The organism is Clostridium bowmanii (genome assembly GCF_018861315.1).
Taxonomy (GTDB): Bacteria; Bacillota; Clostridia; order Clostridiales; family Clostridiaceae; genus Clostridium_AD; species Clostridium_AD bowmanii.
Genome location: NZ_JAHLDL010000048.1, coordinates 1 through 24,774, shown reverse-complemented (window position 1 = coordinate 24,774; position 24,774 = coordinate 1). Strand labels below are relative to the sequence as shown.

Sequence of the window (24,774 nt, the reverse complement as noted above, 5' to 3'; positions counted from 1 at the left end):
AAGTGATTTCATAGGTATAATTTGACGTAAATCACCTACTAATAATAGAAATAAAATGACTTTTCAATTAGTTATAATTTGACGTTTAACAACTTAAATTAATTATTAATAGTTTAATTCATATTGATTAAAATTTACTAAGCATAACATTTAATAAATTCAGCAATGACATTTTCATACTCTTCGTTAGCTTCAATTAAGCCTATACCAATGTTACTTAATTTTGATATTCTAGACTGTGTAATGTTTCCGAGGACAGCAGATATATCACTTGATTTAAAATTGCAGAGACTCCTCATTAAAACAACGGCTAGAGCCCTTGCTTGCACAAGCTTTCTACTATATTTAATATTAAAATGTATCTTTGATATATTCATTTTTAAAGCTACAAATTCTATTATATCTTTAGACGTAAAATTTCTTACAAGTATTTTTCTTCCACTGTGATACTCTGTTCTTTCATATTTAAACTCAATTTCTTCTTTCAATATTTCATCATTACATTTAAAAATACGATTGCGGTAATTTCGCCTTGCACTTTTAATGTCCTTTCCGAAAAAATCCATTACAAACCCATAATCAACTAAATTAAAAGGATCATGTCTGTTCCCTAAATATATTCCAAGACTAGAAAAAAAATAGTTCTGAGGACAATCTTTATACGCACCAATGGCTGTTGGATTATTGTGTATATATAGAGATAAAGTCTTCAAATAATTAACATTATCAACTACTTTACTCACAAATCTATCTTTGAAAAGGTGTCCATCTCTCTTATATTTTTTATTATAGTACATTGCATAAGAAAAATTAATTCCATGCATCACTTTTGATATATCTGCTCCATTAGCATCAATCATCAAGTGTGCATGATTATCCATAAGACAATACCCGTAAATTTTAAAATCAAAAACTAACTTATACTTTTTTATAAGAAGTAAATACATCTTCTTATCCTCAGCCTCTTCGAATAAAGTTACCTCCTTGATGCTTTTACATATTATGTGAAATATTCCATCCTCTGGTCTTATTCTTCTCTTTCTTGCCATAAAAGATCACTCCTACCTATAAATTTTCTTTTAAATTATTGCCAATGAGATGAGATGATATTCATATTTTAAGAGATTAGGGCAAATAGGTGTTAACCGTCCCCACTAAATTAGGCCACTTAATTTGAAATTTGACATTCCAACAATTTGCAACTGTTTCAACTGTTTTAATTATTGACAATTATTAATCAGTATCATATAATGAATTTATAACATATGAACAACAATTCATATGTTCATACGAACGGAGGAGATCAAATGGTAAAAGATATAGAGTTTTGTAATTGTTCTACCATTCATGAAGATGTAATAGAAAAGGTAAGAAAAATAATACCTCAAGAGGAAACACTTTATGACCTAGCAGAACTTTTTAAAGTTTTTGGAGATAGTACACGAATTAGAATTCTTTGTGTGTTATTTGAATCTGAAATGTGTGTTTGTGATATAGCGGCACTGCTTAATATGACTCAATCAGCTATCTCACATCAACTTCGTGTACTTAAAAATGCTAGACTTGTAAAGCATAGACGGGAGGGTAAGGTTGTTTATTATTCCTTGGATGACCAGCATGTTAAACAAATTTTCGATCAAGGACTTATACACATAAAAGAATTAAAATAATATCCTATTATATAAATAAAAATACACAATATAAACTGAGAAAAAATTTGAAATGGGGGGTAGAAAATGGAGACTATAATAAAAAGAGAATTCATTTTAGAAGGCCTAGGTTGTGCTAATTGTGCCAATAAAATTGAAACTAATTGTAGAAAATTAGATGGAGTAATAGATGCAAATATAAATTTTATTAGTCAAAACTTAGTAATCCAATTTCAAAGTGAAGAAAAAATATTAGAGATTATAGATGAAATAAAAAAAATAGTAAAACGCATTGAACCTAATGTTGTGATTGTAGCAAATGACATAAAAACAATTAAATATGAGGAAAAGGGTCATAACCATGTACATGACCAAGTGGAACAAGGTAATAATAGAGATAAAGTTATCGCTTTTTCTATAGGCACAGTAATTTTTTCTATAGCAGTTATATTTAAATTAAGTTATTGGGTTGAATTTGCTTTATTCCTTATAAGCTATTTATTAATTGGCGGAGAAGTAATTTTAATCGCTATAAAAAATATATTTAGAGGGCAACTATTTGATGAAAATTTTTTAATGGCACTAGCTACAGTAGGAGCTTTTTCTATTGGACAATTTCCAGAAGGTGTGGGAGTTATGCTTTTTTACCAAGTAGGAGAATTTTTTCAAGAAGCGGCTGTAAATAAATCAAGAAAATCTATATCTGCACTTATGGATATAAGGCCAGATTATGCAAATAAAAAGATTAATGATGAAATTGTAAAAGTAGACACAGATGAAGTGCACATTGGAGATATTATAATAGTAAAGCCGGGAGAAAAAGTGCCTTTAGATGGAATGGTAATCGAAGGTAAGTCTTTAGTAGATACAGCTGCCTTAACTGGCGAATCAGTTCCAAGACAAGTTGTGAGTGGCGATGATATTTTGGCTGGGTGTATTAGTAAAAATGGATTATTAACTATAGAGGTAAAAAAAGAATTTGGTGAATCAACTTTGGCAAAAATCTTGGATTTAGTTCAAAATGCTAGTAGTAAAAAAGCACCGACTGAAAATTTTATAACAAAATTTGCAAGGTATTACACTCCAATTGTGGTTGTAAGTGCAACAATACTTGCTATAATTCCACCGCTTTTAATACCTGGGGCTACTTTTTCTCAATGGATATATAGAGCATTGGTATTTTTAGTAGTATCTTGTCCTTGTGCATTAGTGGTATCTATTCCACTTGGATTTTTCGGAGGAATAGGTGGAGCATCTAAAAATGGGATTCTGGTTAAAGGCGGGAACTACTTGGAGGCACTAAACAGTGTTGAAGTAGTGATTTTTGATAAGACAGGAACATTAACTAAAGGGGTATTTAAAGTTACAGAAATACAGGTGGAAAGTGGGATAAGTAAAGATGATTTATTAGAATATGCAGCAAACGCAGAAAGCAATTCTAATCATCCTATTGCTCTATCTATCTTAAAGGCTTATGGCAAAGATGTATCCAAAGAAAATATTAAAGAGGTAGAGGAAATAGCTGGAAAAGGTATTAAAGCTGTGGTTAAGGGGAAACATGTGCTAGCTGGTAATTCAAAATTAATGGATAGTGAGAAAATTTCTTATAATAAAGTTGGTAATGTGGGCACAGTTATATATTTAGCTATAGACAAAAAATATGCAGGGAGTATTATAATTGCTGATGAGATAAAAGAAGACTCTATAGAAGCTATAGCTAGCTTAAAGGCCATGGGTGTTAAGAAAATAGTAATGCTTACTGGGGATAATAGTGATATTGCATCTAATATAGGTAAAATTCTAGGTGTAGATGAAGTATACTCAGAACTCCTTCCACATGAGAAGGTGGAGAAATTGGAAAGGCTGCAAGAGGAAAAGTCACCTAAAGGAAAGATAGTATTTGTAGGAGATGGGATTAATGATGCTCCAGTGCTGGCAAGAGCAGACGTCGGAATAGCAATGGGTGGAGTAGGTTCCGATGCTGCAATAGAAGCCGCAGATATAGTAATAATGACTGATGAACCTTCAAAAATTGCTGAAGCTATTGTGATTGCTAAAAAAACAAAGAGGATTGTTATGCAAAATATAATATTTGCACTAAGTGTAAAAGCAGTTATTTTAATATTGGCGGTTTTTGGAATATCAACCATGTGGGAAGCTGTTTTTGGAGATGTAGGGGTTGCACTAATTGCAGTGCTAAATTCAATGAGAGCTATGAAGTCTTAAGCATCGCTTGCGGTGCCATCACCTTGAGGGATGTAATAATAACGATAAAATAGTTAAAAGGACAAAAGTTAAAATGTACTCTATAGATTAGACAAAGAAAAAGTCTACTCTATAGAGTATTTTCATTTGCTAACAAATGGTTTTAAACTTTTTTTTTTAATTAATTTTAGGGTTGTAAAAATAACAAATTTGAAATATAATTGGTATATACAACATAACAACATGACAATACAATGACATATTAGCTATGTTTACACATATAAAAATTTATTGCTAACTGAGGAGGGGAAAAATTTGAAAAAGATTTCAAAGGATAATCCTATACCACTTCATTACCAGATAAAAGAAATACTGCAGGAAATGATAGAAAATGAGGTGTTAAAGCCAGGACAAGCAATTCCAACAGAAAGAGAACTTTGTGAAATTCAAGGGGTTAGTAGAATGACCGTAAATAAAGCTATCATGTCCTTAGTAAATGAGGGGTTAGTTTATAGAGAACAGGGAAAAGGTACTTTTGTATCTATTGCAAAGGTTAATCGAGAAATATCACAGCTTAAAGGTTTTACTGAGCAAATGGGAGAGAGCGGAGTGATATCAAAAACTAAAATATTATCTTTTAATGTTATAGAGGCAACGAAAAAATACAAACTTGAGCTTAAAATGCCAGATGGCGAAGATAAAATCATCGAAATTAAAAGACTGAGATTTAGTGATGAACAACCAGTAGCAATTGAAACGGCATGGCTTCCATATTATTTATTTAATGGAATGACTAGAGATGTAATTGAAAATAAATCACTATACGAGACCTTTCGTGAAAAATATGGATATGATCCTTATAAAGCAAAGCAAACTATTGAACCTACAATTCTAAATGAATGTGAAAGTAAACTTTTAAATCAAGAAAATGGTACACTAGCATTAATATTTAGACGAACTACTTATCTAGAAAATGAAACTCCAATCGAATATACCAAAGCTATATATAGAAGTGATAAGTATAAATATCAAATAATGTTAAAATAATCTTTGAACAATCTTTATATATGTTTTTAATTTTAAGATAATTTTAAATAATTTCTAAATAATCTTTAGATTCTTTAAAATAATCTTTGAATAATCAAAGATTAAATAAGGAATAATCAAAGAATAAATGTGTATATCAACCACATATAAGGAGGCTTTTTATGGTGGAAGGCAATGAAAATGGATATAATTTAGATACAATGAGCACCTTTGAAATCCTTAAAAAAGTAAATGATGAGGATAAAAAGATAGCTAAAGCTATTGAAAAGGAGCTTAGTAATATAGAAGAAGCCGTGGAATTAATTGTTGAAAGCCTTGAAAAAGGTGGCAGACTTTTTTATATTGGCAGCGGTACAAGTGGAAAATTGGGAGTAATGGATGCATCAGAATGTCCACCTACCTTTGGTGTTTCTGATTCTATGGTTCAGGGGATTATTTCTGGTGGAGTGGAAGCCTTGAGTGGATGGCTTGAACATACAGAGGATAAGCCGGAACTGGCTGTTCATGATTTAGAAGTGGTAAATATAAATAAAAAAGATGTTTTAGTAGGTATAACAGCTAGTGGAAATACTCCTTACGTTGTAGCTGCCATGGGATATGCTAAAGAAGTGGGCTGCAAAACTATAGCGCTTATGTGTAATTCAGCGGGAAAGATTAAAGGTATTTGCGAAGTTACAATAGCTATAGAGGTTGGACCAGAACTTATACTAGGGTCCACTAGAATGAAAGCCGGAACTGCACAAAAGATGGTTTTAAATATGTTAAGCACTGTAGCCATGATAAAACTTGGAAAAACCTATTCTAATTTAATGGTCAATGTGAAACCCATTAATAAAAAGTTGCGACAACGTGTATGTGAAATAGTTAAGCTTGCCACAGGCGAGGATGAGGTCACTGTAAATAAAACTTTAGAACTCTGTGAATATGATCCAAAGGTGTGCATTGTTAAAATTAAGAGTGATGTAACTCTTGAAAAAGCAAAAGAGCTTCTTAAAAAGAGCAAGGGGAATGTAGCTAAGGCATTAAAAGTGTTATAATAAACAAAATGTACTAGTATGTTGATTTTAAATTAAAATATATAATGAGGTGAGGATAATTAAAGCTATTATTAATGGAAAACTTATTATGAAAGATAGAGTAAAACATGAAAGTGTAATAATTTTTGATAAACAAATTGTGAAAATTATAAATACTGAAGAATTTCTTCAGTATAAAAAAGAGTATAAAGAAAAGTATAAAGAAGAATTGCAAGTAATAGATGCTAAGGGTAAATATGTTTCACCAGGGTTTATTGATATTCATATTCACGGCTCAGGAGGCTATGACACTATGGATGGTACTGCAGAGGTGTTGAAAGTTATAAGTAGTACAATAGCTGAAAATGGTGTTACGTCCTATTTGCCCACTACTATGACTATGAAAAAGGCTAGTATATATAATGCTTTGGATGCTATAAGAGAAGCAATGAAACTAGAAAATCAAGGAGCGAAGATTTTAGGGGTACATATGGAAGGACCTTTTATAAATGAAAAGTATAAAGGGGCTCAGAAGGCGGATAATATTATAAGCCCAGATTATGACATTATAAAAGATTATTTAGATATTATTAAAATTATAACCCTTGCACCAGAAAAGGATAAAGATCATAGTTTTATAAAAAAGGTAAAGTGTAATTCTGAAATTACCTTGTCAATAGGTCATTCAGATGCAAGCTATGAAGAGACACTTAAGGCTATTGAGGATGGAATAACACATGCAACCCATACATTTAATGCTATGACTCCCTTGAATCATAGAAAACCGGGCATTGTAGGGGCTATATTTTCAAGTGATATAACCTGCGAGTTAATAGCTGATATGATTCATATTCATCCAGCAATATTCAATATACTTATAAATGCAAAGCGAAAGGATAAAATTGTACTTATAACAGATTCTATGAGAGCTGGATGCATGAAGAGTGGCACATATGATCTTGGCGGGCAGAAGGTAATAGTTGAAAATGGAGCTGCAAGGCTTCAAGATGGTACTTTAGCAGGAAGTGTTTTAACCTTGAACAAGGGAGTTAAAAATATGCTAAGTAACAGTAACTTAGAAATTTATGAGGCTGTGGCAATGGCATCTAATGTTCCAGCAAAGGTTATTAATATTGAGGATAGAAAGGGAAGTTTAGAGGTAGGACTGGACGCAGATATAGTAATTTTTGATGAAAACATAGATATATTTTTTACAATAGTTGAAGGCAGAATAGTCTTCCAAACTCAAAAATAGAATTTTGAGTATTATTATGAGGTGGTGCAAATATGAGAATAATAATAGTAAATAATTATGAGGAAATGAGTAAAAAAGCTGCAATGATGATTGCAAGTCAAGTAATGTTAAAACCAGATAGCGTTTTGGGTCTTGCTACTGGAGATACACCCCTTGGAATGTATAAGGAATTAATACAATTGTATAGCAAAAATGAAGTGGATTTTAAGGAGGTTACAACCTTTAATTTGGACGAATATTACGGAATTAATAGGAAAAATCCTCAAAGTTACTATGAGTATATGATGGCCAATTTATTTAATAGTATAAATATAAATAGAAAAAATATTCATGTGCCAGATGGTATGTCACAGGATGTTAATGCTATATGCTCAGACTATGAGGAGAAAATAAAAAAAGCTGGTGGCATAGATATGCAAGTGCTGGGTATAGGTGGAAATGGGCATATTGGATTCAATGAGCCAGATGTAAATTTTGAAGCAAGGACCCATTTAGTTAATCTTGATGAACAAACTATAGAAGCAAATTCTAGGTTTTTTGACTCCATAGGGGATGTTCCAGTAAAAGCCTTGAGTATGGGGATAAAGACAATAATGAATTCTAAGAAGATAATTCTACTTGCCAACGGGATAAGCAAGGCTGAATCTATAGCAAGAGCTATTAATGGCAAAATAAGCCCTAAAGTACCTGCTTCTATTTTACAGCTCCATAATGATGTAACTGTAATTTTAGACAGTGAAGCTGCCAGTGGTTTACAAATATAAAAACACCTATACTAGATTTTTAATCTAGTATAGGTGTTTTTACATTTGTACTGCTTATAATTCATTATCCATCTAAAGTAGTTGACTTCATTATATCTTATGTTGCTATTAATTTAAAATTCTTATTCTCATTAGCTTCACTAGTTTCACTAGTTTCACTAGTTTCATTATTTTCGTATAATAAATTAAAACAATAAGTTATTATATCACTTCTTTTAATTATTCCAATAAAAACTCCGTTATCATCTACAACTGGAACAAAATTTTGATCCTTAGCTAGAGATATTAAACTCTCTATATCTGAATTAATTAAAACTGCTGTGTTACAGATATGTCTTGAAATATCACTGATCGGAATCTTACTTGTGTCATTAAAACTCAAATTGGGTGTATTCTTTAGTTTCCATAATAAATCGCCTTCAGTTAATGTACCTACATAGTTACCTTTATCATTTATTAATGGTATAGATGTATATCTATGGTATTCCATTCGTTCTAGCGCTTGCCTCATTGTAGAGGTTAACTTTTCATAAACAAGTTCACTTTTAGGTGTAAGAAAAAAAGCTATGTTCATAATTTACCCATCCTTTAAAAATTTTATTTTACCAGTTATCTTACAATATTATTATAACATGCTTTTTATATTTATCTATTAACAATCTATTAAACATCTATGTTTTGACGAAAACTTTGTTAAGAGTTCGCTGTGATTTCTATTACCGTTTTGCGCTTCCATTTTCCTTTTTTGAACCTTATACAATATAAGCTTCCACGAACAACCCAATCCACAACCATACCTATCCATACACCTACAAGTCCAAAATGTAATACAACCCCCAGTAAATAACCTAAGGTAATTCTAAAAAGCCACATGCCTATAATTGTAGTTACTAGTGTATATTTTACATCTCCTGCACCTTTTAGCCCTGCCGGTAGCACAAAGGATATTGACCAGAGGGGAATACATAATGAATTTACTATAAGCACAACTGATGCTAAGTGGATTATATCCTTATTGGTAGTAAATAGTGATACAATCTTTCCTGAAAAGGGTATAAATATTAAGGCTACCACAGTTAAAAGAATAGTCGAAAGCTTTGTAATATATGATAGTGCATGCTCGGCTTCCTTAGTTTCGCCACTTCCCATATATTTTCCTACAAGGGCAGTTGCTGCAATGCAAAGTGAATTTCCTGGTACATTAAGCATAGTAGCAACGGATCCTGCAATTGCATTTGAAGCGATAGCTATAGTTCCCATATCCACTACAAAGATTTGAGTTATTAATTTTCCTCCATTAAAAAGCAAGGACTCTATACTTGCAGGGATACCAATGCCAAATATAAGTTTTAATAATGACTTATCAAATTTGAAACTTTTTATATTTGTAAGTTTTAGGATTTTTGAACCTCGTATAAGTACTATTAATATAATTATACCGCCACTAATCCTTGCAATAGCTATCCCAAGGGCAGCTCCTATTATGCCCATTCCTAAAATATTTATAAAAGTATAGGTTAAGCAAACATTTATAATATTCATAAAGATGCTAATCTTCATAGGAGTTTTTGTATCCCCTGCTCCACGCAGTAGTCCATTAGCAATTAAATCAATAGTTATCAATGGATAAGTAAGTAAGGTTATGCCTAAATACGTATGAGCATTACTTATTACTTCAGGCTCTGCGCCGCCAAAAAGTGTAGCAATTATAGGACCTTGAAATAAGTACATTATAATAGTTACGAGAAAAGTAATTATAAGCCCTGAAAATAGTGCCTGTTTCATAGTAGCATTAGCTTTTTTTATATTCCCTTGACCAATAAATTGGGATACAACAACCATGCCCCCAATAGCCAGGGCAGAAAAAAATGCTATAAATATATTATTTATGGAATCTACCATTCCAATAGCAGAAACTGCTTCTTTTCCTATATGTCCAGCCATCATAGTATTTATCATACCCAGTGATATAACAAATAATTGTTCCGTTAAAATTGGAATTGTTAAATTAAATACGTCTTTACGTATCCATTTCATATATATCTCGCCTCTTATCTAGTTAATATATATATTATAGCATTACAGTTCACCTAATTTACTTATTTATGGATTTTGTTACGAATTTTAATATATAAATTATGCAAGTTAGCTAAATAAATATTGTATGCTTCTAAATGTTGGTAAAATAGTTCCTGGTATATTATAATGGGTACAAGATCATTTACCATAATAGGTGATTATGGTAATAATTATTTATGGCTAAAAATGCTAAGGAGTGGGTATATGATAAATTTTTCAGCTGTTGATGAATATAAAAAGGCCAGTAAATTAGCTAAATTGAGATATTACTTGGATAAATCAAAAGGAAAATCGGGACATATATCATCCTTAGATAGTATTTTAAAAAAACTAGACATAGTAGCAGAAATGCCCCTGGGAATAAAAAGTATCCCATTAAAAAAGATAATAGGAACTTATTTTTACACAAGAAGTAGAGATTTTGCAATGAACTTTCTTCCACTAGCAAATGAAGATAGTGAGTTTTCCACGAAATGGCAAGCGGTATATGCTCACCATATTAATGATGGAATAACAGATCCTATAAAGATATATGAGTACATGAACGAATTCTATGTTATGGAGGGGAATAAGCGGGTAAGTGTATTAAAATATGTAGATGCATATGCAATAGAAGGAGAAATTACTAGGCTAGTTCCTAAAAGAGATGAGAATGACTTAAATAACACAATATATTACGAGTTTTTAGATTTTAATAATAGCACAGGGATAAATGCTATCTGGTTTACTCAGGAGGGTAGTTTCCCACTACTTTCCAAGTATTTGGAAGAATATAACCCTAAGCTTTACTTGTTTTCTAACAAATATGAACATTTTTTAAAAAATGTATATTGGCCATTTAGGAATACTTTTTATGAATTAGGTGGAGATAAATTAAACATCACCACTGGAGATGCATTTTTGCAATATATAAAAATTTATGGTATTTCAGATGAATTTATAGAGGCAGAGCGAAAATTAAGGGTTCAAAAATTCTTGGAGGAACTTACTATATTATCAAAAAATAATGCAGTAGATATTCAAACAGAGCCTTTTGATGTTCATAAGAAAAATGTTATTACCTCATTTACAAATTTAGTAGCTCCACCTAAAAAGTTAAGAGTAGCTTTTATTTTTGAAAAAACTATTGATACATCTGGTTGGAGTTATGTTCATGATTTAGGAAGAATATATGCTCAGCAGCAATTAGGCAGTGAAATAGAAACTTTTGTTATAGATAATTTTAAAAATGATATTGATAGCTATGAAAGATTAAGTCAGTTATGTGAAGAAAATTATGATATTATTTTTACTACATGTTCATATTATCTTAATATAACTTTGAGAGCAGCTTTAAAATATGACAATATTAAGTTCTTTAACTGCTCTCCAGTAAAGGCATTTAGAAATGTAAGTACTTATTTTGGGCGTTCTCATGAACCAAGGTTTTTAATGGGTCTTATTGCTGGTACAATTACAAAATCAAACATTATAGGATATATAGATATCTATAATGAAACAGAGATTATAACAGGAATTAATGCTTTTGCTTTAGGGGTTAAAACTGTAAATCCTAATGCAAAAGTCATAATTTCATGGCTTAATGAACCCGGAGATATGAATCATTCAAAAGAGTTAATTCAAGAACTTAAGGGACTTGGTGCAGATCTTATAATGCAAAATGACTTAATTGCCCTAGGTAAGGGCTCAAGAGATTTTGGACTATATTCACTAAAATATAGCGAAAAAGAGGAAAAGTGGATACCAGAAGTAAACTATGGTTTAATTACTTGGGACTGGGGAGAATTTTACGAGAAAATACTTAGAAATATAGTGAATGGTAGTTTTAAAGGAATATTTAGCACTGAATCTAAACGTGTAAGTTTTTGGTGGGGGATGGACTCAGGCCTTGTGGATATTATTTATTCAAAACATAATGTACCTATACAGACTCAAAAGTTAGTAGATATTATGCGCGAACTAATTATTGAAAATAGATTTCACACTTTTGCTGGTCCGATTTATGACACTGGCGGTGAAATTAGGATAAAGGAGGGAGACATAGGAAACTATGAGGATATGTTATATATGGACTGGTTTGTAGACAATGTTGTAGGAGAACTTCCAGAAGAAGAATAAAATATTCATAAGATGAGTAGGTGATTAAAATTAAAATTTTATTAGTTTCAGATATTGAAGATAGTTATATTTGGGATCACTTTGATCATGAAAGATTTAGTGGAATAGAGCTTGTAATATCTTGCGGGGACTTAAAATCAGATTATTTAGAATATCTAGCTGACATGATTAAGGCACCAGTACTTTATGTTAATGGTAATCATGATGCAGCATATTTAGAAAACCCTCCGGCAGGTTGTATCCCTATTGATGACAAGGTTTTTGTATTTAAAAACATTAGAATACTAGGCCTTGGAGGATCTATTGATTATAATAAAGGTCCTTTTCAATACTCACAAAAGCAAATGCATAAAAGAGTTTCAAAATTAAAAGTGAGTTTATGGAGAAGTAAAGGGTTTGATATATTAGTAACCCATTCACCAGCAAAAGGAATGGGGGATGCAAAGGATCCTTGTCATCAGGGATTTGAAGTATTTATCGATGTTTTAAACAAGTATTCTCCGAAATATTTTTTTTACGGCCATCAACATTTGGAGTATGGAAGAGGCGAGAGAAAAATGATTTATAATGATACTATAATTATAAATGCATTTAAATATCATATTATTGATATATAAAGAACTCATGGGTAATGATCTTGCCCATGAGTTCTTTATATTTTCTGGCATCTAAGTTGAATTTATACTGGTATTTAGTTAGCTACTAACTGATATTTTCTTTTTTCTAAGGAAAGCCCATTTAGTTTCTGTTGTTATAATTGCGAAAAATATAGTTAAACAACCCAAAACCATTTTTATGCTAAATATTTCATTAAGCACTAAAACAGATAAAATAACACCAAAAACCGATTCTAAACATAGAATAATAGCAGCATGAGTAGGAGTGGTATATTTCTGCGCTACATTTTGTACCATAAATGCAAACATTGTGCTAAAAATCGCTAAATAGCCTATTGCAAATATTGTATCTGAATTCATTTGCGTTGGCACTTTTTCAAAGATTAAAGCAGCTATAATTGAGAAAACTGCAGCAGAGCCTAACTGTATTATTACAAGTGTTATAGCACCAACTTTTTGCGTGAAAAACCCAACAGAGACTATATGAGCTGCGAAAAACACTGCACATAGTAAGGTCAAACCGTCTCCAAGTCCAATATTTATGCCGCTATCTAAGGTAAGCATTCCTATTCCTATAAAGCACATAAAAGCGGATACTAATGAATAGGTATCTGGTTTTCTTTTGCTAATTGCCCAATATAGAAAGGGTACAATAACTACATTAGTTCCAGTTAAAAAAGCATTTTTACCGGCGGTAGTATATTTCATGCCAATAGTTTGAGCAGTAAAGCCTAAAAATAAGAGAAATCCAACCAAAGTTCCAACTGCTAGTTGATTTTTAGTAATGTGTTTAATCTTTTTTCTGAAAAATAAGAGCATAATTATTACAGAAATACCAAAACGCATTGCCATAATATAAAAAGGTGTAATACTATCTAAAGCACCTTTTACGGCTATAAATCCACCTCCCCAAACAATTGCCACTAGTAGTAGTGACATGTCGGCAAGTATACTCTTTCTTTTGTCAGTGTTTTTCATGGTTTGCACTCCTTTAATATACAAGGCATCTTTGACTTGTTATTTTAAAAATCAATGTGATAAAATATGAACAGTTCTATATTTGCATGTGCTTAAGGTAAAAGCTCTATAATAAATAAATCTTTTTCACTACTTAAATCTATAAAGCTTGTATCTTTAGAATCTGAATTAATGGATATGAGAGGCCTTGAAATATTATTTAGGTCTATTTTAATTATCTTTCCAATAGAACCATTGCTTAGTCTTACCATTTCACCGGTGTAGTAATTTGACATTTGTTTTATAAAGGTATTTAGATAATTGTAATCAAACAAACCCATACAATCATGTTGCATAATCTCTAATACCGCAAAGGGGTTAAGTTTTTTACTATAGACTCTGTCAGAGATCATAGCATCAAACATATCTATAATTCCTATTATTTTTGCAAAGGTATTAATTCTGTCTTCTTTTAAACCCATAGGATATCCTGAACCGTCTAACCTCTCATGATGCATAAGCACACCTAAACTTACGGATTCATCTAAATAAGGAATATTGCGTAGGAGGTCATATGAGTAAACTGAATGTTTCTTTATTTCTTCAAATTCTGGTTTTGTAAGTTTTGAAGGCTTATTTAATATGGTTTGATCTACTTTTGTTTTACCGATATCATGAAGAAAAGCTGCATAGGTTAATAGTGATAAATCCTTACTAGGTAAATTAAGCCATTTTCCTAGCATAGAACTTAAAAGTGCAACATTTACGCAATGTCTTTTAAGATACTCATCTATATCCCTAGAATTTGTTATACTCTTTAAGATAGAATCATAATCATTAAGATTATCTAAAATTTCTTTAGACATAGATCTTATTTCTGTTAAGTCTAATTCTTTGTTTTTATCTATGCTGTTTAAAAAATTATCCATACGATTTGAAAAATGATTTAATACATTTTCAGTCTGAATTAAATTCTCTTGTCTTGAGTTTTCTGAACTAGGAACTAGGGTTTCTTCCTTAGGGGTGTAAATAGATACACTGTCTAATGGATAGAATTCTAGTATTTTTTTTATAATGGAACTATTTAATGCAATTTCTTTTGCAACTAAAGTTAAGCCATTTAATATTAAATCTTCAGCTAAAATCATGCCTGGCTTTAACCCGTAAATGCTTATACTTTCAACATTTGCTTTCATAGATGCATCTCCTTTAAAATTAATTTATAAATTAAGTGAAATTAAGTGAAATTAAGTGAAATTAAGTGAAATTAAGTGAAATGACAACGGTTAAATTGTATACTTTAATAACTTTATTTTACCATAAAAACTTACATTAGACTAAATGAATGTTTTTTATTTATTGACAATAATAATTAAAAAAATTATAATTAAGTATATCAGAGTGGAATACTAAGAATTGATTGTGTTAATTTGTTGAATATTCGAAGAGGAGAGATATAGAAATATGGAAATATACTTAGATAACAGTGCAACTACTATGCCTTATGAAGAGGTTATTGATGCAGTTAGCAGTACAATGAGAAATTATTATGGAAATCCATCTTCATCCCATAGTTTAGGGTTTAAAGCAGAGCAAAAACTTAGAGATGTAAGAAAAAATATTGCTTGTAGCATAAATGCTACAAGCGAGGAAATAATATTTACATCAGGAGGCAGTGAAAGTAATAATTTTCTTATAAAAGGTTTTGCTAAGGCAAAATCTCATATAATAACAACTAAAATCGAGCATCCCAGTGTAGGGAATACATTTAAAGCCTTAGAAGCTTTAGGAGTAGCAGTTACATATATTGATGTAGACGAGAGTGGTAGGATCGATGTAACACAACTTATAGATAGTATAACTAAAGATACTCAGATTGTTAGCATAATGCACATTAACAATGAAGTGGGAGTTATTCAGGACATTGAGCATATAGGCAAATTAATTAAAGAAAAAAGTAGTAGGGCTAAATTTCATGTGGATGCAGTACAAAGTTATGGAAAGATTCCTATTGATGTACAAAAATGCAATATTGATTTATTATCTACTAGTGCACATAAAATTCATGGACCCCGTGGAATTGGATTTGCATATGTAAGAAAAGGACTTGACCCTAATTGCTTAATAAACGGTGGAGGGCAAGAAAAAAATTTAAGGTCAGGTACAGAGAACCTTGCCGGAATCGTAGGATTTGGAACAGCAGTAGAGATTATTTGCAAAAATCAATATGAAAATTTTAATAAGGTTTTAGAGGTGAAAAAATATTTTATTGAAAAACTTTCTACACTTGAAGATGTAATAATTAATAGTAAGTTAGAAGAGTATTTTACACCTTATATATTAAGTGTTTCATTTAAGGGTGTAAAGGGAGAGGTATTACTTCATTCACTAGAAGAAAAAGGTATATATGTATCTACTGGTTCAGCATGTTCTTCTAAAAACCCTAAAAACAGTGAAATATTAAAGGCTATAGGAAGAAGTTTAGAGGAGCAAAAGGGAACTGTAAGGTTTAGTTTTTCTGAATATAATAATAAAGAACAAGTAGATTATGTTATATGTGAATTAGATAAATCATTAAAATTTTTGAGAAAGTTAAACAAAAGATAATTGATTAACCTATTGCATATGATGAATAGTTCATGGCTGATGAATAGTTCATGGATGATGAGTTAGTTTGTGTGAGTAATGAGTTGGTTTTATATAAGAAAAAGAGGAGTGCTTAAAAATGACAAAATTAATTTTGGTAAAGTATGCCCCGGAAATTTTTTTAAAGGGATTAAACAGAGGTAAATTTGAGAAAAAACTTAAAGACAATATAAAAAGTGTACTAATAGGTTTAGAATATGAATTTGTTGAAGACCAAGGAAGATGGTTTATATACTCAGAGCAAATGGAGAGAATAATAGAAAAGGTTAAAAATGTTTTTGGAATAATGGAGGTTTGTATAGTTACGCGAGTTGAGGCAAATATGGAGGATATTGAAAAACAAGCACTCTTAGATCTGAGTGAAAGCTCATTTAAAACTTTTAAAATACAAACAAACAGAGCAAATAAGAACTTTCCACTAAAGTCATTGGAAGTAAGTAGAAAAGTAGGGTCTTACATATTACAAAACAATGATGAGGTAACTGTAGATGTTCATAATCCAGAATGTATTGTAAATGTAGAGATAAGAAAAATGGCCTATATTTATGCTAAAAGAATAAAGGCAGTGGGCGGATTACCTTATGGAATGAACGGTAGCACTATGCTTATGTTATCAGGAGGCATAGATTCTCCAGTGGCAGGTTATATGATGGCAAGAAGAGGGGTAGAACTCCATGCGGTTTATTATCATAGCCACCCTTATACTAGCGAAAGAGCAAAGGATAAGGTAAAACAATTAACTAATATCTTAAAAGAATATACTGGAAAATTAACACTATATGTAGTACCTTTTACTGAAATTCAAATGCAAATTATAGAAAAGTGCAGAGAAGATGAATTAACAATAATTATGAGAAGATTTATGATGAGACTTGCATGCAGACTTGCAGAAAAATTCGGAATAAATTCTGTAACTACAGGAGAAAGCATAGGGCAAGTGGCTAGCCAAACTATGGAAGGACTTGTAGTAAGTGACGATGTGGCTGATAGACCAGTTTTCAGGCCACTAGTAGCTATGGACAAAGTAGATATCATGGATGTATCAAGAAAAATAGAAACTTATGAAACTTCCATTTTACCTTATGAGGATTGTTGTACAATTTTTGTTCCTAAACATCCCAAGACAAAGCCTAGGTTAGTGGAGATAATTAAGTCTGAATCAGTTTTAGATATTGAAGCACTAGTTGAGAAGGCAATTTTGGAAATGGAAATTTATAAATAAACATATAATCAAAGGGTAATACAATAGGGTAATTTTATAAAAGAATAAGCTAACAGAAATGATCTATCATTTCTGTTAGCTTATTCTTTTATAGATGTTAAGGATAATATATGTAAAGCCTTAATTAGATTTTGATTTATGTTTGAAAATATTAAGTTTAAGAGTAAAATGTTTATCTAAATATTCGTTTAAGCCTTTGTTCATACAAAAGTTATAAGCAGTAATACTGATATAAGACCATAGTATAGCGATAAACCATCCACCAAGCACATCAGTTGGATAGTGAACACCAACATAAACCCTACTAACTCCTACAAGAATTAAATATATGAATACAAAACCACTAAGTAGATAGGCAATTTTTTTATTCTTTATTCGCTTAATTATAAAGTAAATAAGAACAATACCAATAGCTGTAGAAATTGAAGAATGACCACTGGGAAAACTGTAACCATCAGCTTCAACTAATCGTATTCCCATGGGTCTTGGGTGTCGTACAGTGTGTTTAACTATCAAATTGGTAAAACCAGTAACTCCAATATTAAATACACAGCAAATAGCTTCCAATTTGTTATTTAAAAGATATAATATAATAAAAACCAACAGGGTTATTATAATCTGTAATTCAGGGTCTGAAGATTTTGAAATAGCAATATAAAATTGATCCCATCCCAAATTCATAGAAGTTGCTAAATAATAAAGCATGTTAATTTAATCATCCTTTCTATATTTAATGTATAAAATTCCAATTAAGTTAGAAGTATCAACTAACATTATATCAAAAGCTACAATTAAAAGATACATTTAAAATATTTGTTAACATAATTTTAAGACATAGACTATAAATTACAATAATATATCTATAAAAGGATAGTATTCAATATATATTTATTGTAAAACAATAAATATATATTGAAAATCGGTTTATTTCATGATAATATTGAAATTGAAAGAAATATTAGTTCAGGAGGAATAACAATGAAATATTACGGGAAAATGTCTTTAGCTTCATTATTAAAAATATCATTAAATATTATGATTGTTATTGGTATAGTTGTTTATTTTATATTGTCAAAAGGAATATTAATGGGAAAGGTAGTGGATATGTCGTGGAATAGATTTATTATCACATACTTTCTATTTAGCATAGGAGGGATTGCCGTTATTCTAATCTTATTTAACCTTAGAAAAATAGTTAGATCACTAATAAATGTAACACCTTTTATTAAAGATAATGTGCACTGTTTGAAAAGGATATCCCTGTTAAGTTTTGTAATCTCAATTTGTTATGCTATAAATTTTATTGTAAATGGTCAATATAAAAATTTTAAAATTGCATATGTTGACAATAGTGGAATACATACTGATATTGAATTCTTAATATTCTTTTTTGCTGGGTGTTTTATTTTAATTTTATCTGAGGTATTTAAACAAGCTGTTGAAGCGATAGAAGAAAATGAATTTACAATATAATGGTAAATAATAAGTAGTTGTTATTTATATCGGCACTACTAGGAGGATGAATATGGCAATTGTCGTAAATTTAGACGTTATGATGGCAAAAAAGAAGATATCACTGCAAGAGCTATCAATCAGAGTTGGAATCACAAATGCAAATTTATCTATATTAAAGACATGTAAAGCTAAGGCAATTAGGTTTAGTACCTTAGAGGCTATTTGCAGAGAACTGCAATGCCAACCAGGAGACATACTTGAATATAGAGAAGAAATTTAAATGGAAAAGGGGGAATTGAAATGGAGAAAAATTTTGCTCAGGCTATTATTAAAGAAGATGACAATATAAGGTTATTATATAAACAACGTAAGAAAGATATAATAGAAATAGATTCTAAAATTGACTATAGTGAAAAAAAATATACTATAGGTATAGCAGTTATATTGGCCATAATTTATGAAAGATTTTTTATAGGTAAACAAGGGGGTATTTCTATTCCTGTTTTCTATGTTATGTTCATGGGATTTTTCTTATGGAGTGTTAGGGGTATTGTTGTATTTAAGAAAAGCATAGGGTTTGTGATAATTATTCCTACGTTATTTATAGCATTAAATTATTCTATTCATTCTAATGATATTTTAAACTTTTTTAATGTGATTATGATACTTTCACTTACTGGAGTGTGCACAGTATTAATTAGATATGAGAATATAAAATGGGACAATTTGAATTTTGTAAAAAAAGTATTTAACAGAGGGGTTAAATCTATTGGCGAGAATTCGTATAAGCCTTTCATGTTTATAAAAGGGAATATAACTTCGAAAAAGAAAAAAGAAATAAGTTCTACAAAGAAAAATATCTTAAAAGGGTTAGTTATTTCTATACCTTTATTAATAGTTATTTTAGTATTGTTAACATCAGCAGACATGGTATTTAAAAACTATATAACCAATTTTTCTTTTGGATTAGGCGACATAAGCCTAGGGAAAATCACAGGGCATTTATTGGTTATTATAATAGTCTTTATAATATTATTTTCATATATATGGAGCTTTAAATATGACTTTAATGAAGGGGTAAGTAATAAGAAGAATTTACAATGGGAGCCAGTTACTGTTTTGACAATTATATTTATGATAAATGTAGTATATCTTTTATTTTCCATAGTGCAGTTTTCTTATCTTTATGGTGGAGGCAGTAACTTTCTTCCGCAGAAGTTTACTTACTCAGAATATGCAAGAAAAGGTTTTTTTGAGCTTGTTGCTGTCACACTGATTAATTTCACCATATTACTTAGCAGTATGAAATTTATCAAAAGGGATAATAAGAAAATAAACAGTATATCTAGTGTTTTTTTAACATTACTTGTAGCCTTTACCTTCAACATGCTTTTTTCGGCTCATTATAAGATGTCATTATATGAACAAACCTATGGATTTACTTATTTAAGAATCTTCGTTCATATATTTATGTTTATGTTATTTATGCTATTTATAGTGGCATTAATAGGAATCTGGAATAGAAAAATGCCACTAAATAAGATTTTAATAGTAATTGTTTTGAGTATGTATGTATTTGTAAACTATATTAATGTAGATAAAATAATCGCAAAAAATAATATAGACATATATTATCAAACTCAGAAAATAGATGTACAATATTTAAAAAACTTATCCTATGATGCTATTCCAGAGATAGTGAAACTGAGAGATGATCCAAATAAGGATGTTGCCAAAGAAGTTAGTAGTTATTTAGATGACGTAGAAAATGAGTTAAGGTCAGATCATTCGTGGTATGAATTTAACTATTCTAAATATAGGGCGAAAAGTGTCTTAAATCAAGGAGGTAATGTTAAATAGAATAATTGGGGTGAGGGTTAGGTATGACGTACAAACGTAACAGATTATTGTATGCAATTATGATAATAGTTGTAATTACATTGGGCTTATGCTCAAGGAAGCTTACTAATGTGCTACCAAACTTTTTAAATATATATATGGGTGATGCTCTGTGGGCATTGATGATTTTTATTGGGTTTGGTTTTATTTTTAGAGAAATGAAAACAAAGACAATTACGTTTATGGGAATATCCTTTTGTTATCTTATTGAATTGAGCCAATTATATCATGGTGACTTCATAAATAATATCAGAAAAACAACATTAGGTGGTCTTGTATTAGGGTATGGATTTTTATGGAGTGACTTACTAGCTTATGCTGTAGGAATTTCAGTTGGTGTAATTATTGATATTTTATTGGAAGTGATTCAAAAACGTAGGAAAAAAATATTATAACCTAAGAATGAACAAATTATAGCATACAAATATTTTTGCTTGTATGCTATAATTTTGATAGGAGAATTTTCAAATTTAGGCTAAAGATATAGGATCGTAATAATTAATAATTGTTAGACACTTATAAGGAAGTCAGGAGGAAACAACATGGAGAGAAACATTAGATTTGAAATAATAACTAAAGACAGATTAGGAATAACTGTAATAATATTAGAGAAGATTTATAAGGCAGAAATAAACCTGCTTTCTGTGGAAGTGTTTCCTAAAAAGATTTGTGTTAAGATGCAAATTAGGGACGATGAGGCAAAGGAAGCATTAAAAAAACAACTTATTGATATAGAAGACGTTGTTATGGTTAATGAAATTAACTTGCTTAATTATGAAGAAAATGAAAGAAAACTTTTAGCTATTTTAGATTCAGTAGATGAAGGTATAATGGTTATAAATAAAAAGTTCGAAATTGACATATTCAATAACTATTGCGAAAAGGTATTTCTTTGTAATAAAGAAGAGGCTATAGGTACTGACATTAGAAAATTAATAGGTGGGGATGCCCCAGCTGTAGAACTTATAAATAGTGGGATAAAGTATGATAACGTAGAGGTAAATATTAAAACGGATAGGGGCGAAGTACATTACCTAACTACAGGTAGACCAATTGTAGATGATAATAATATTACGGTAGGTGCAGTGGCTTCTATTAAAGATATTTATAAAGCTATAGAGATTGCTAATGTTATTGCTGGAACCACTGAAGGCGCCTTTAAGGAAATCGTAGGAAATAGCAGTAAGATTGAATGTGTAAAAAAAATAGTAAAAACTGTAGCTAAGAGCGATTCTACTATACTGTTTAGAGGAGAAAGTGGTACTGGAAAAGAGCTGTTTGCAAAGGCACTTCAAAATTTAAGTAGTAGAAAAAACAACCCATTTGTAACTATAAGTTGTGCGGCGCTTCCAGATAATCTAATAGAAAGTGAGCTATTTGGATATGAAAAGGGAAGTTTCACTGGTGCCATGAATAGCGGAAAAGAAGGCCTTTTTAGAGAAGCAGATGGTGGAACTTTGTTTTTAGATGAAATAGGTGAATTGTCTATAGTGCTGCAAGCAAAGCTTTTAAGGGTTCTCCAAGAAGGTGTTATTAGAAAGATTGGGAGCACAAAAGAAGAAAATATAAATGTAAGAATTATTGCAGCTACTAACAGGAATTTAGAAGAGATGATAAAAGGTGGAAAGTTTAGAGAAGATTTATATTATAGATTAAATGTTATTCCAATAATTATTCCACCCCTTAGGGAAAGACTTTCGGATATTTCATCCCTGGTCACCTTGTTTATTTCTAAATATAATAAAAAGCTAAACAAAGAAATAAAGGGTGCAGAGCTTTCTTTTATAAATAAATTAATGGCATATAATTGGCCAGGGAATATAAGAGAATTACAAAACGTAATTGAGAGGGCTATGAATTTGTGTGAGGAGAAATATATATCTTCACAGAATAATATTATAGACATAGGGTTAGGAAGTAATTTGGAAAATAAGATTGAGTTAGATGTTCATAAATCGTTAAGACTTAAAGAAGTTGTGGAAATTTGTGAAAAGCAAGCCATAGTAACTGCTCTGTCTAAAAATAAAAGTTTGAGAAAGACAGCGAAGGAGCTAGGGGTATCGCATACTACCATAATTAATAAAATAAAAAAATATAAAATTAATGAAGATTAAATTAAAAGTGTAAATAATAATTTCCAAATGGAAAGTATTATTTACACTTTTAATTCCTTAGTGGTTATAAAAAATGCCAGTGTATTAAACAAAACAATGACATTTTATTTATAGTGTCTAATTAGCTTAAATTTCTTAAATATAAATAATGTAATTATATATAAAACCATAGTTAAAAGTCTAACATACCTCAGATAAATAAGAAGCTACTTATTAATCTAAGGCTAAAAAATTTATAATGTGAATTATAAGATACTTTCGCTAAAAAGTGGCAGTATTATTGCGTGTATATATTCATATGAAGAAATAATTACTTTAGGAGGAATTATAATGGATAGAGAACATTTACGTAATAGTGGCTTCGCAACTAAAGCAATACATGGTGGAAATAAGAAGGATCAATACGGTTCACTAGCTACTCCAATACATCAGACAGCTACCTTTGTTTTTGACTCAGCTGAGCAAGGTGGAAGAAGATTTGCAGGAGAAGAAGATGGCTATATTTATACAAGACTTGGTAATCCTACTAATTCCGTTTTAGAAGAAAAATTAGCAATGCTTGAAGGCGGAGAAGCATGTATGTCTATGGCATCAGGCATAGGGGCTATATCTTCGACTATGTGGACTGCTTTAAAGGCTGGAGACCATGTAGTTGCAGCTCAGACTCTCTATGGTTGTACTCATGCATTTTTGGCTCATGGTATTTCTAGATATGGTGTTGAAGTTACTTTTGTTGATGTTTCAAATCCAGAAAATGTTAGAAATGCTATGAAAAAAAATACAAAGGTTATTTTTTTAGAAACACCAGCAAATCCAACATTACTTATAACGGATATTGAGGAAATATCAAAGATTGCCCATGCTAAGGGAGATTGTATAGTTATGGTGGACAATACATTTAGTACCCCATATATACAAAGACCATTAGAACTAGGTGCGGATGTTGTTATACACTCTGGGACTAAATTTATAAATGGGCATGGGGATGTAATATCTGGTTTTACTGTTGGATCTAAAGCATTTATTGATCAGGTTAGATTATTTGGTGTTAAAGATATGACGGGAGCTAATTTAAGCCCTTTTGATGCATTTTTGATTATAAGGGGAATGAAAACACTAGAGATAAGAATGGAAAGACACTGCAGCAATGCAATGGCTGTAGCTGAGTTTTTAGAAGGCCATCCAGCAGTTGAAAGTGTATATTATCCAGGACTTAAAAGCTTTCCACAATATGAACTTGCAAAAAAACAAATGAATCTTCCAGGTGGTATCATTGCTTTTGAAATAAAGGGCGGACTTGAAGAAGGTAAAAAAGTCTTGAATTCTATGGAGCTTTGTAGCATTGCTGTTAGTTTAGGAGATGCTGAAACTTTAGTTGAACATCCTGCTTCAATGACTCATTCACCATATTCACAGGCAGAAAGATTAGAGGCTGGAATAAGTGATGGATTAATAAGACTTGCAGTAGGCCTTGAAAATGTAGAAGATATTATTGCTGATTTAGATCAGGCCCTAAATCTAATTCTTAAATAAAAACTATTATAATAAATAAAAAGATTATCTATATATTAGCATGTAGATAATCTTTTTTTATGGATTTATCCTAACCAATAAATTATTATTGGTTAGGATAAATTTAAAACTTATATTCCGCTGAATGAATTTAGAAACTAATTATTTACTTAAAAGATATTTATTTACAATTATTTACAAAAAGGAATTTTTAGTTTT

General features: G+C 30.6%; 22 protein-coding genes. 16 read left to right on the top strand and 6 right to left on the bottom strand.

Annotation, left to right across the window (positions count from 1 at the left end; genetic code table 11):
* Positions 1-137: 137 nt before the first annotated feature.
* Positions 138-1,049 (bottom strand): transposase, encoded by a 912-nt coding sequence (locus KPL51_RS21120; protein WP_216166052.1) that lies wholly within the window; start codon positions 1,047-1,049, stop codon positions 138-140.
* Positions 1,050-1,307: 258 nt separating this feature from the next.
* On the opposite strand from KPL51_RS21120, the gene KPL51_RS21115 reads away from it, so the two are divergent.
* The 6 genes from KPL51_RS21115 to nagB all read left to right on the top strand — a co-directional run bounded on the left by KPL51_RS21115 (position 1,308) and on the right by nagB (position 7,936).
* Complete coding sequence (locus KPL51_RS21115; RefSeq protein WP_216166050.1) at positions 1,308-1,670, top strand: ArsR/SmtB family transcription factor; 363 nt, start codon at positions 1,308-1,310, stop codon at positions 1,668-1,670.
* A gap of 66 nt (positions 1,671-1,736) precedes the next feature.
* Positions 1,737-3,875, top strand: a complete 2,139-nt coding sequence (locus tag KPL51_RS21110; protein ID WP_216166048.1) for a heavy metal translocating P-type ATPase — start codon at positions 1,737-1,739, stop codon at positions 3,873-3,875.
* Positions 3,876-4,169: 294 nt separating this feature from the next.
* On the top strand, positions 4,170-4,901 hold the full coding sequence (locus KPL51_RS21105; protein WP_216166046.1) for a GntR family transcriptional regulator: 732 nt from the start codon (positions 4,170-4,172) through the stop codon (positions 4,899-4,901).
* 146 nt (positions 4,902-5,047) lie between these two features.
* The gene (gene murQ / locus KPL51_RS21100; protein ID WP_312888794.1) at positions 5,048-5,938 is read left to right on the top strand and encodes an N-acetylmuramic acid 6-phosphate etherase; all 891 of its coding nucleotides are present in this window, start codon (positions 5,048-5,050) and stop codon (positions 5,936-5,938) included.
* A gap of 58 nt (positions 5,939-5,996) precedes the next feature.
* On the top strand, positions 5,997-7,172 hold the full coding sequence (gene nagA / locus KPL51_RS21095; RefSeq protein ID WP_216166056.1) for an N-acetylglucosamine-6-phosphate deacetylase: 1,176 nt from the start codon (positions 5,997-5,999) through the stop codon (positions 7,170-7,172).
* Between the two features lie 32 nt (positions 7,173-7,204).
* Positions 7,205-7,936, top strand: a complete 732-nt coding sequence (gene nagB / locus KPL51_RS21090; RefSeq protein WP_216166042.1) for a glucosamine-6-phosphate deaminase — start codon at positions 7,205-7,207, stop codon at positions 7,934-7,936.
* A gap of 97 nt (positions 7,937-8,033) precedes the next feature.
* On the opposite strand, the gene KPL51_RS21085 is transcribed toward nagB, so the two are convergent.
* Both KPL51_RS21085 and KPL51_RS21080 read right to left on the bottom strand, forming a co-directional pair.
* Positions 8,034-8,510 (bottom strand): CBS domain-containing protein, encoded by a 477-nt coding sequence (locus KPL51_RS21085; protein WP_216166040.1) that lies wholly within the window; start codon positions 8,508-8,510, stop codon positions 8,034-8,036.
* A 119-nt stretch (positions 8,511-8,629) separates the two neighbouring features.
* Positions 8,630-9,973 (bottom strand): MATE family efflux transporter, encoded by a 1,344-nt coding sequence (locus KPL51_RS21080; protein WP_216166038.1) that lies wholly within the window; start codon positions 9,971-9,973, stop codon positions 8,630-8,632.
* A 246-nt stretch (positions 9,974-10,219) separates the two neighbouring features.
* Between KPL51_RS21080 and KPL51_RS21075 the strand changes: the two genes are divergently transcribed.
* Complete coding sequence (locus KPL51_RS21075) at positions 10,220-12,133, top strand: BMP family ABC transporter substrate-binding protein (protein ID WP_216166035.1); 1,914 nt, start codon at positions 10,220-10,222, stop codon at positions 12,131-12,133.
* A 20-nt stretch (positions 12,134-12,153) separates the two neighbouring features.
* Positions 12,154-12,750 (top strand): metallophosphoesterase family protein, encoded by a 597-nt coding sequence (locus tag KPL51_RS21070; protein WP_312888790.1) that lies wholly within the window; start codon positions 12,154-12,156, stop codon positions 12,748-12,750.
* 78 nt (positions 12,751-12,828) lie between these two features.
* Here the strand turns inward: KPL51_RS21070 and KPL51_RS21065 are convergent, their stop codons facing one another.
* Positions 12,829-13,728, bottom strand: a complete 900-nt coding sequence (locus tag KPL51_RS21065) for a DMT family transporter (protein ID WP_216166033.1) — start codon at positions 13,726-13,728, stop codon at positions 12,829-12,831.
* 92 nt (positions 13,729-13,820) lie between these two features.
* Positions 13,821-14,903 (bottom strand): HD-GYP domain-containing protein, encoded by a 1,083-nt coding sequence (locus tag KPL51_RS21060; protein WP_216166031.1) that lies wholly within the window; start codon positions 14,901-14,903, stop codon positions 13,821-13,823.
* A 268-nt stretch (positions 14,904-15,171) separates the two neighbouring features.
* Here KPL51_RS21060 and KPL51_RS21055 point away from each other — a divergent pair, with 268 nt between their 5' ends.
* The gene (locus KPL51_RS21055; RefSeq protein WP_216166029.1) at positions 15,172-16,314 is read left to right on the top strand and encodes a cysteine desulfurase family protein; all 1,143 of its coding nucleotides are present in this window, start codon (positions 15,172-15,174) and stop codon (positions 16,312-16,314) included.
* 118 nt (positions 16,315-16,432) lie between these two features.
* Positions 16,433-17,575, top strand: a complete 1,143-nt coding sequence (thiI, locus tag KPL51_RS21050; protein WP_216166027.1) for a tRNA uracil 4-sulfurtransferase ThiI — start codon at positions 16,433-16,435, stop codon at positions 17,573-17,575.
* A 120-nt stretch (positions 17,576-17,695) separates the two neighbouring features.
* On the opposite strand, the gene KPL51_RS21045 is transcribed toward thiI, so the two are convergent.
* Complete coding sequence (locus KPL51_RS21045) at positions 17,696-18,280, bottom strand: phosphatase PAP2 family protein (RefSeq protein ID WP_216166025.1); 585 nt, start codon at positions 18,278-18,280, stop codon at positions 17,696-17,698.
* 273 nt (positions 18,281-18,553) lie between these two features.
* Between KPL51_RS21045 and KPL51_RS21040 the strand changes: the two genes are divergently transcribed.
* The 6 genes from KPL51_RS21040 to megL all read left to right on the top strand — a co-directional run bounded on the left by KPL51_RS21040 (position 18,554) and on the right by megL (position 24,576).
* Complete coding sequence (locus KPL51_RS21040; RefSeq protein WP_216166023.1) at positions 18,554-19,048, top strand: DUF2975 domain-containing protein; 495 nt, start codon at positions 18,554-18,556, stop codon at positions 19,046-19,048.
* A gap of 52 nt (positions 19,049-19,100) precedes the next feature.
* Positions 19,101-19,310: a helix-turn-helix domain-containing protein gene (locus tag KPL51_RS21035; protein WP_216166021.1), complete on the top strand. Its 210-nt coding sequence runs from the start codon at positions 19,101-19,103 to the stop codon at positions 19,308-19,310.
* 20 nt (positions 19,311-19,330) lie between these two features.
* Positions 19,331-20,890: a DUF4153 domain-containing protein gene (locus tag KPL51_RS21030; protein WP_216166019.1), complete on the top strand. Its 1,560-nt coding sequence runs from the start codon at positions 19,331-19,333 to the stop codon at positions 20,888-20,890.
* 23 nt (positions 20,891-20,913) lie between these two features.
* A complete protein-coding gene (locus KPL51_RS21025) occupies positions 20,914-21,324 on the top strand; it encodes a ribosomal maturation YjgA family protein (RefSeq protein ID WP_216166017.1) in 411 nt (136 codons plus the stop codon).
* Between the two features lie 147 nt (positions 21,325-21,471).
* Positions 21,472-23,043 carry a sigma 54-interacting transcriptional regulator gene (locus KPL51_RS21020; RefSeq protein WP_216166015.1) on the top strand — a complete coding sequence of 524 codons (1,572 nt, stop codon included), beginning with the start codon at positions 21,472-21,474 and terminating at the stop codon, positions 23,041-23,043.
* A gap of 330 nt (positions 23,044-23,373) precedes the next feature.
* Entirely contained in the window at positions 23,374-24,576 is a 1,203-nt protein-coding gene (gene megL, locus KPL51_RS21015; RefSeq protein WP_216166013.1) for a methionine gamma-lyase, read from the top strand.
* Positions 24,577-24,774 lie beyond the last annotated feature (198 nt).

Coding starts and splice junctions, on each gene's coding strand:
- KPL51_RS21065 (WP_216166033.1), bottom strand. CDS start 13,728: ATGAAAAACACTGACAAAAGAAAGAGTATACTTGCCGACATGTCACTA.
- KPL51_RS21085 (WP_216166040.1), bottom strand. CDS start 8,510: ATGAACATAGCTTTTTTTCTTACACCTAAAAGTGAACTTGTTTATGAA.
- megL (WP_216166013.1), top strand. CDS start 23,374: ATGGATAGAGAACATTTACGTAATAGTGGCTTCGCAACTAAAGCAATA.
- thiI (WP_216166027.1), top strand. CDS start 16,433: ATGACAAAATTAATTTTGGTAAAGTATGCCCCGGAAATTTTTTTAAAG.
- KPL51_RS21075 (WP_216166035.1), top strand. CDS start 10,220: ATGATAAATTTTTCAGCTGTTGATGAATATAAAAAGGCCAGTAAATTA.
- KPL51_RS21040 (WP_216166023.1), top strand. CDS start 18,554: ATGAAATATTACGGGAAAATGTCTTTAGCTTCATTATTAAAAATATCA.
- KPL51_RS21025 (WP_216166017.1), top strand. CDS start 20,914: ATGACGTACAAACGTAACAGATTATTGTATGCAATTATGATAATAGTT.
- KPL51_RS21110 (WP_216166048.1), top strand. CDS start 1,737: ATGGAGACTATAATAAAAAGAGAATTCATTTTAGAAGGCCTAGGTTGT.
- KPL51_RS21115 (WP_216166050.1), top strand. CDS start 1,308: ATGGTAAAAGATATAGAGTTTTGTAATTGTTCTACCATTCATGAAGAT.
- KPL51_RS21060 (WP_216166031.1), bottom strand. CDS start 14,903: ATGAAAGCAAATGTTGAAAGTATAAGCATTTACGGGTTAAAGCCAGGC.
- KPL51_RS21045 (WP_216166025.1), bottom strand. CDS start 18,280: ATGCTTTATTATTTAGCAACTTCTATGAATTTGGGATGGGATCAATTT.
- KPL51_RS21120 (WP_216166052.1), bottom strand. CDS start 1,049: ATGGCAAGAAAGAGAAGAATAAGACCAGAGGATGGAATATTTCACATA.
- KPL51_RS21080 (WP_216166038.1), bottom strand. CDS start 9,973: ATGAAATGGATACGTAAAGACGTATTTAATTTAACAATTCCAATTTTA.
- KPL51_RS21020 (WP_216166015.1), top strand. CDS start 21,472: ATGGAGAGAAACATTAGATTTGAAATAATAACTAAAGACAGATTAGGA.
- KPL51_RS21035 (WP_216166021.1), top strand. CDS start 19,101: ATGGCAATTGTCGTAAATTTAGACGTTATGATGGCAAAAAAGAAGATA.
- nagB (WP_216166042.1), top strand. CDS start 7,205: ATGAGAATAATAATAGTAAATAATTATGAGGAAATGAGTAAAAAAGCT.
- KPL51_RS21055 (WP_216166029.1), top strand. CDS start 15,172: ATGGAAATATACTTAGATAACAGTGCAACTACTATGCCTTATGAAGAG.
- KPL51_RS21030 (WP_216166019.1), top strand. CDS start 19,331: ATGGAGAAAAATTTTGCTCAGGCTATTATTAAAGAAGATGACAATATA.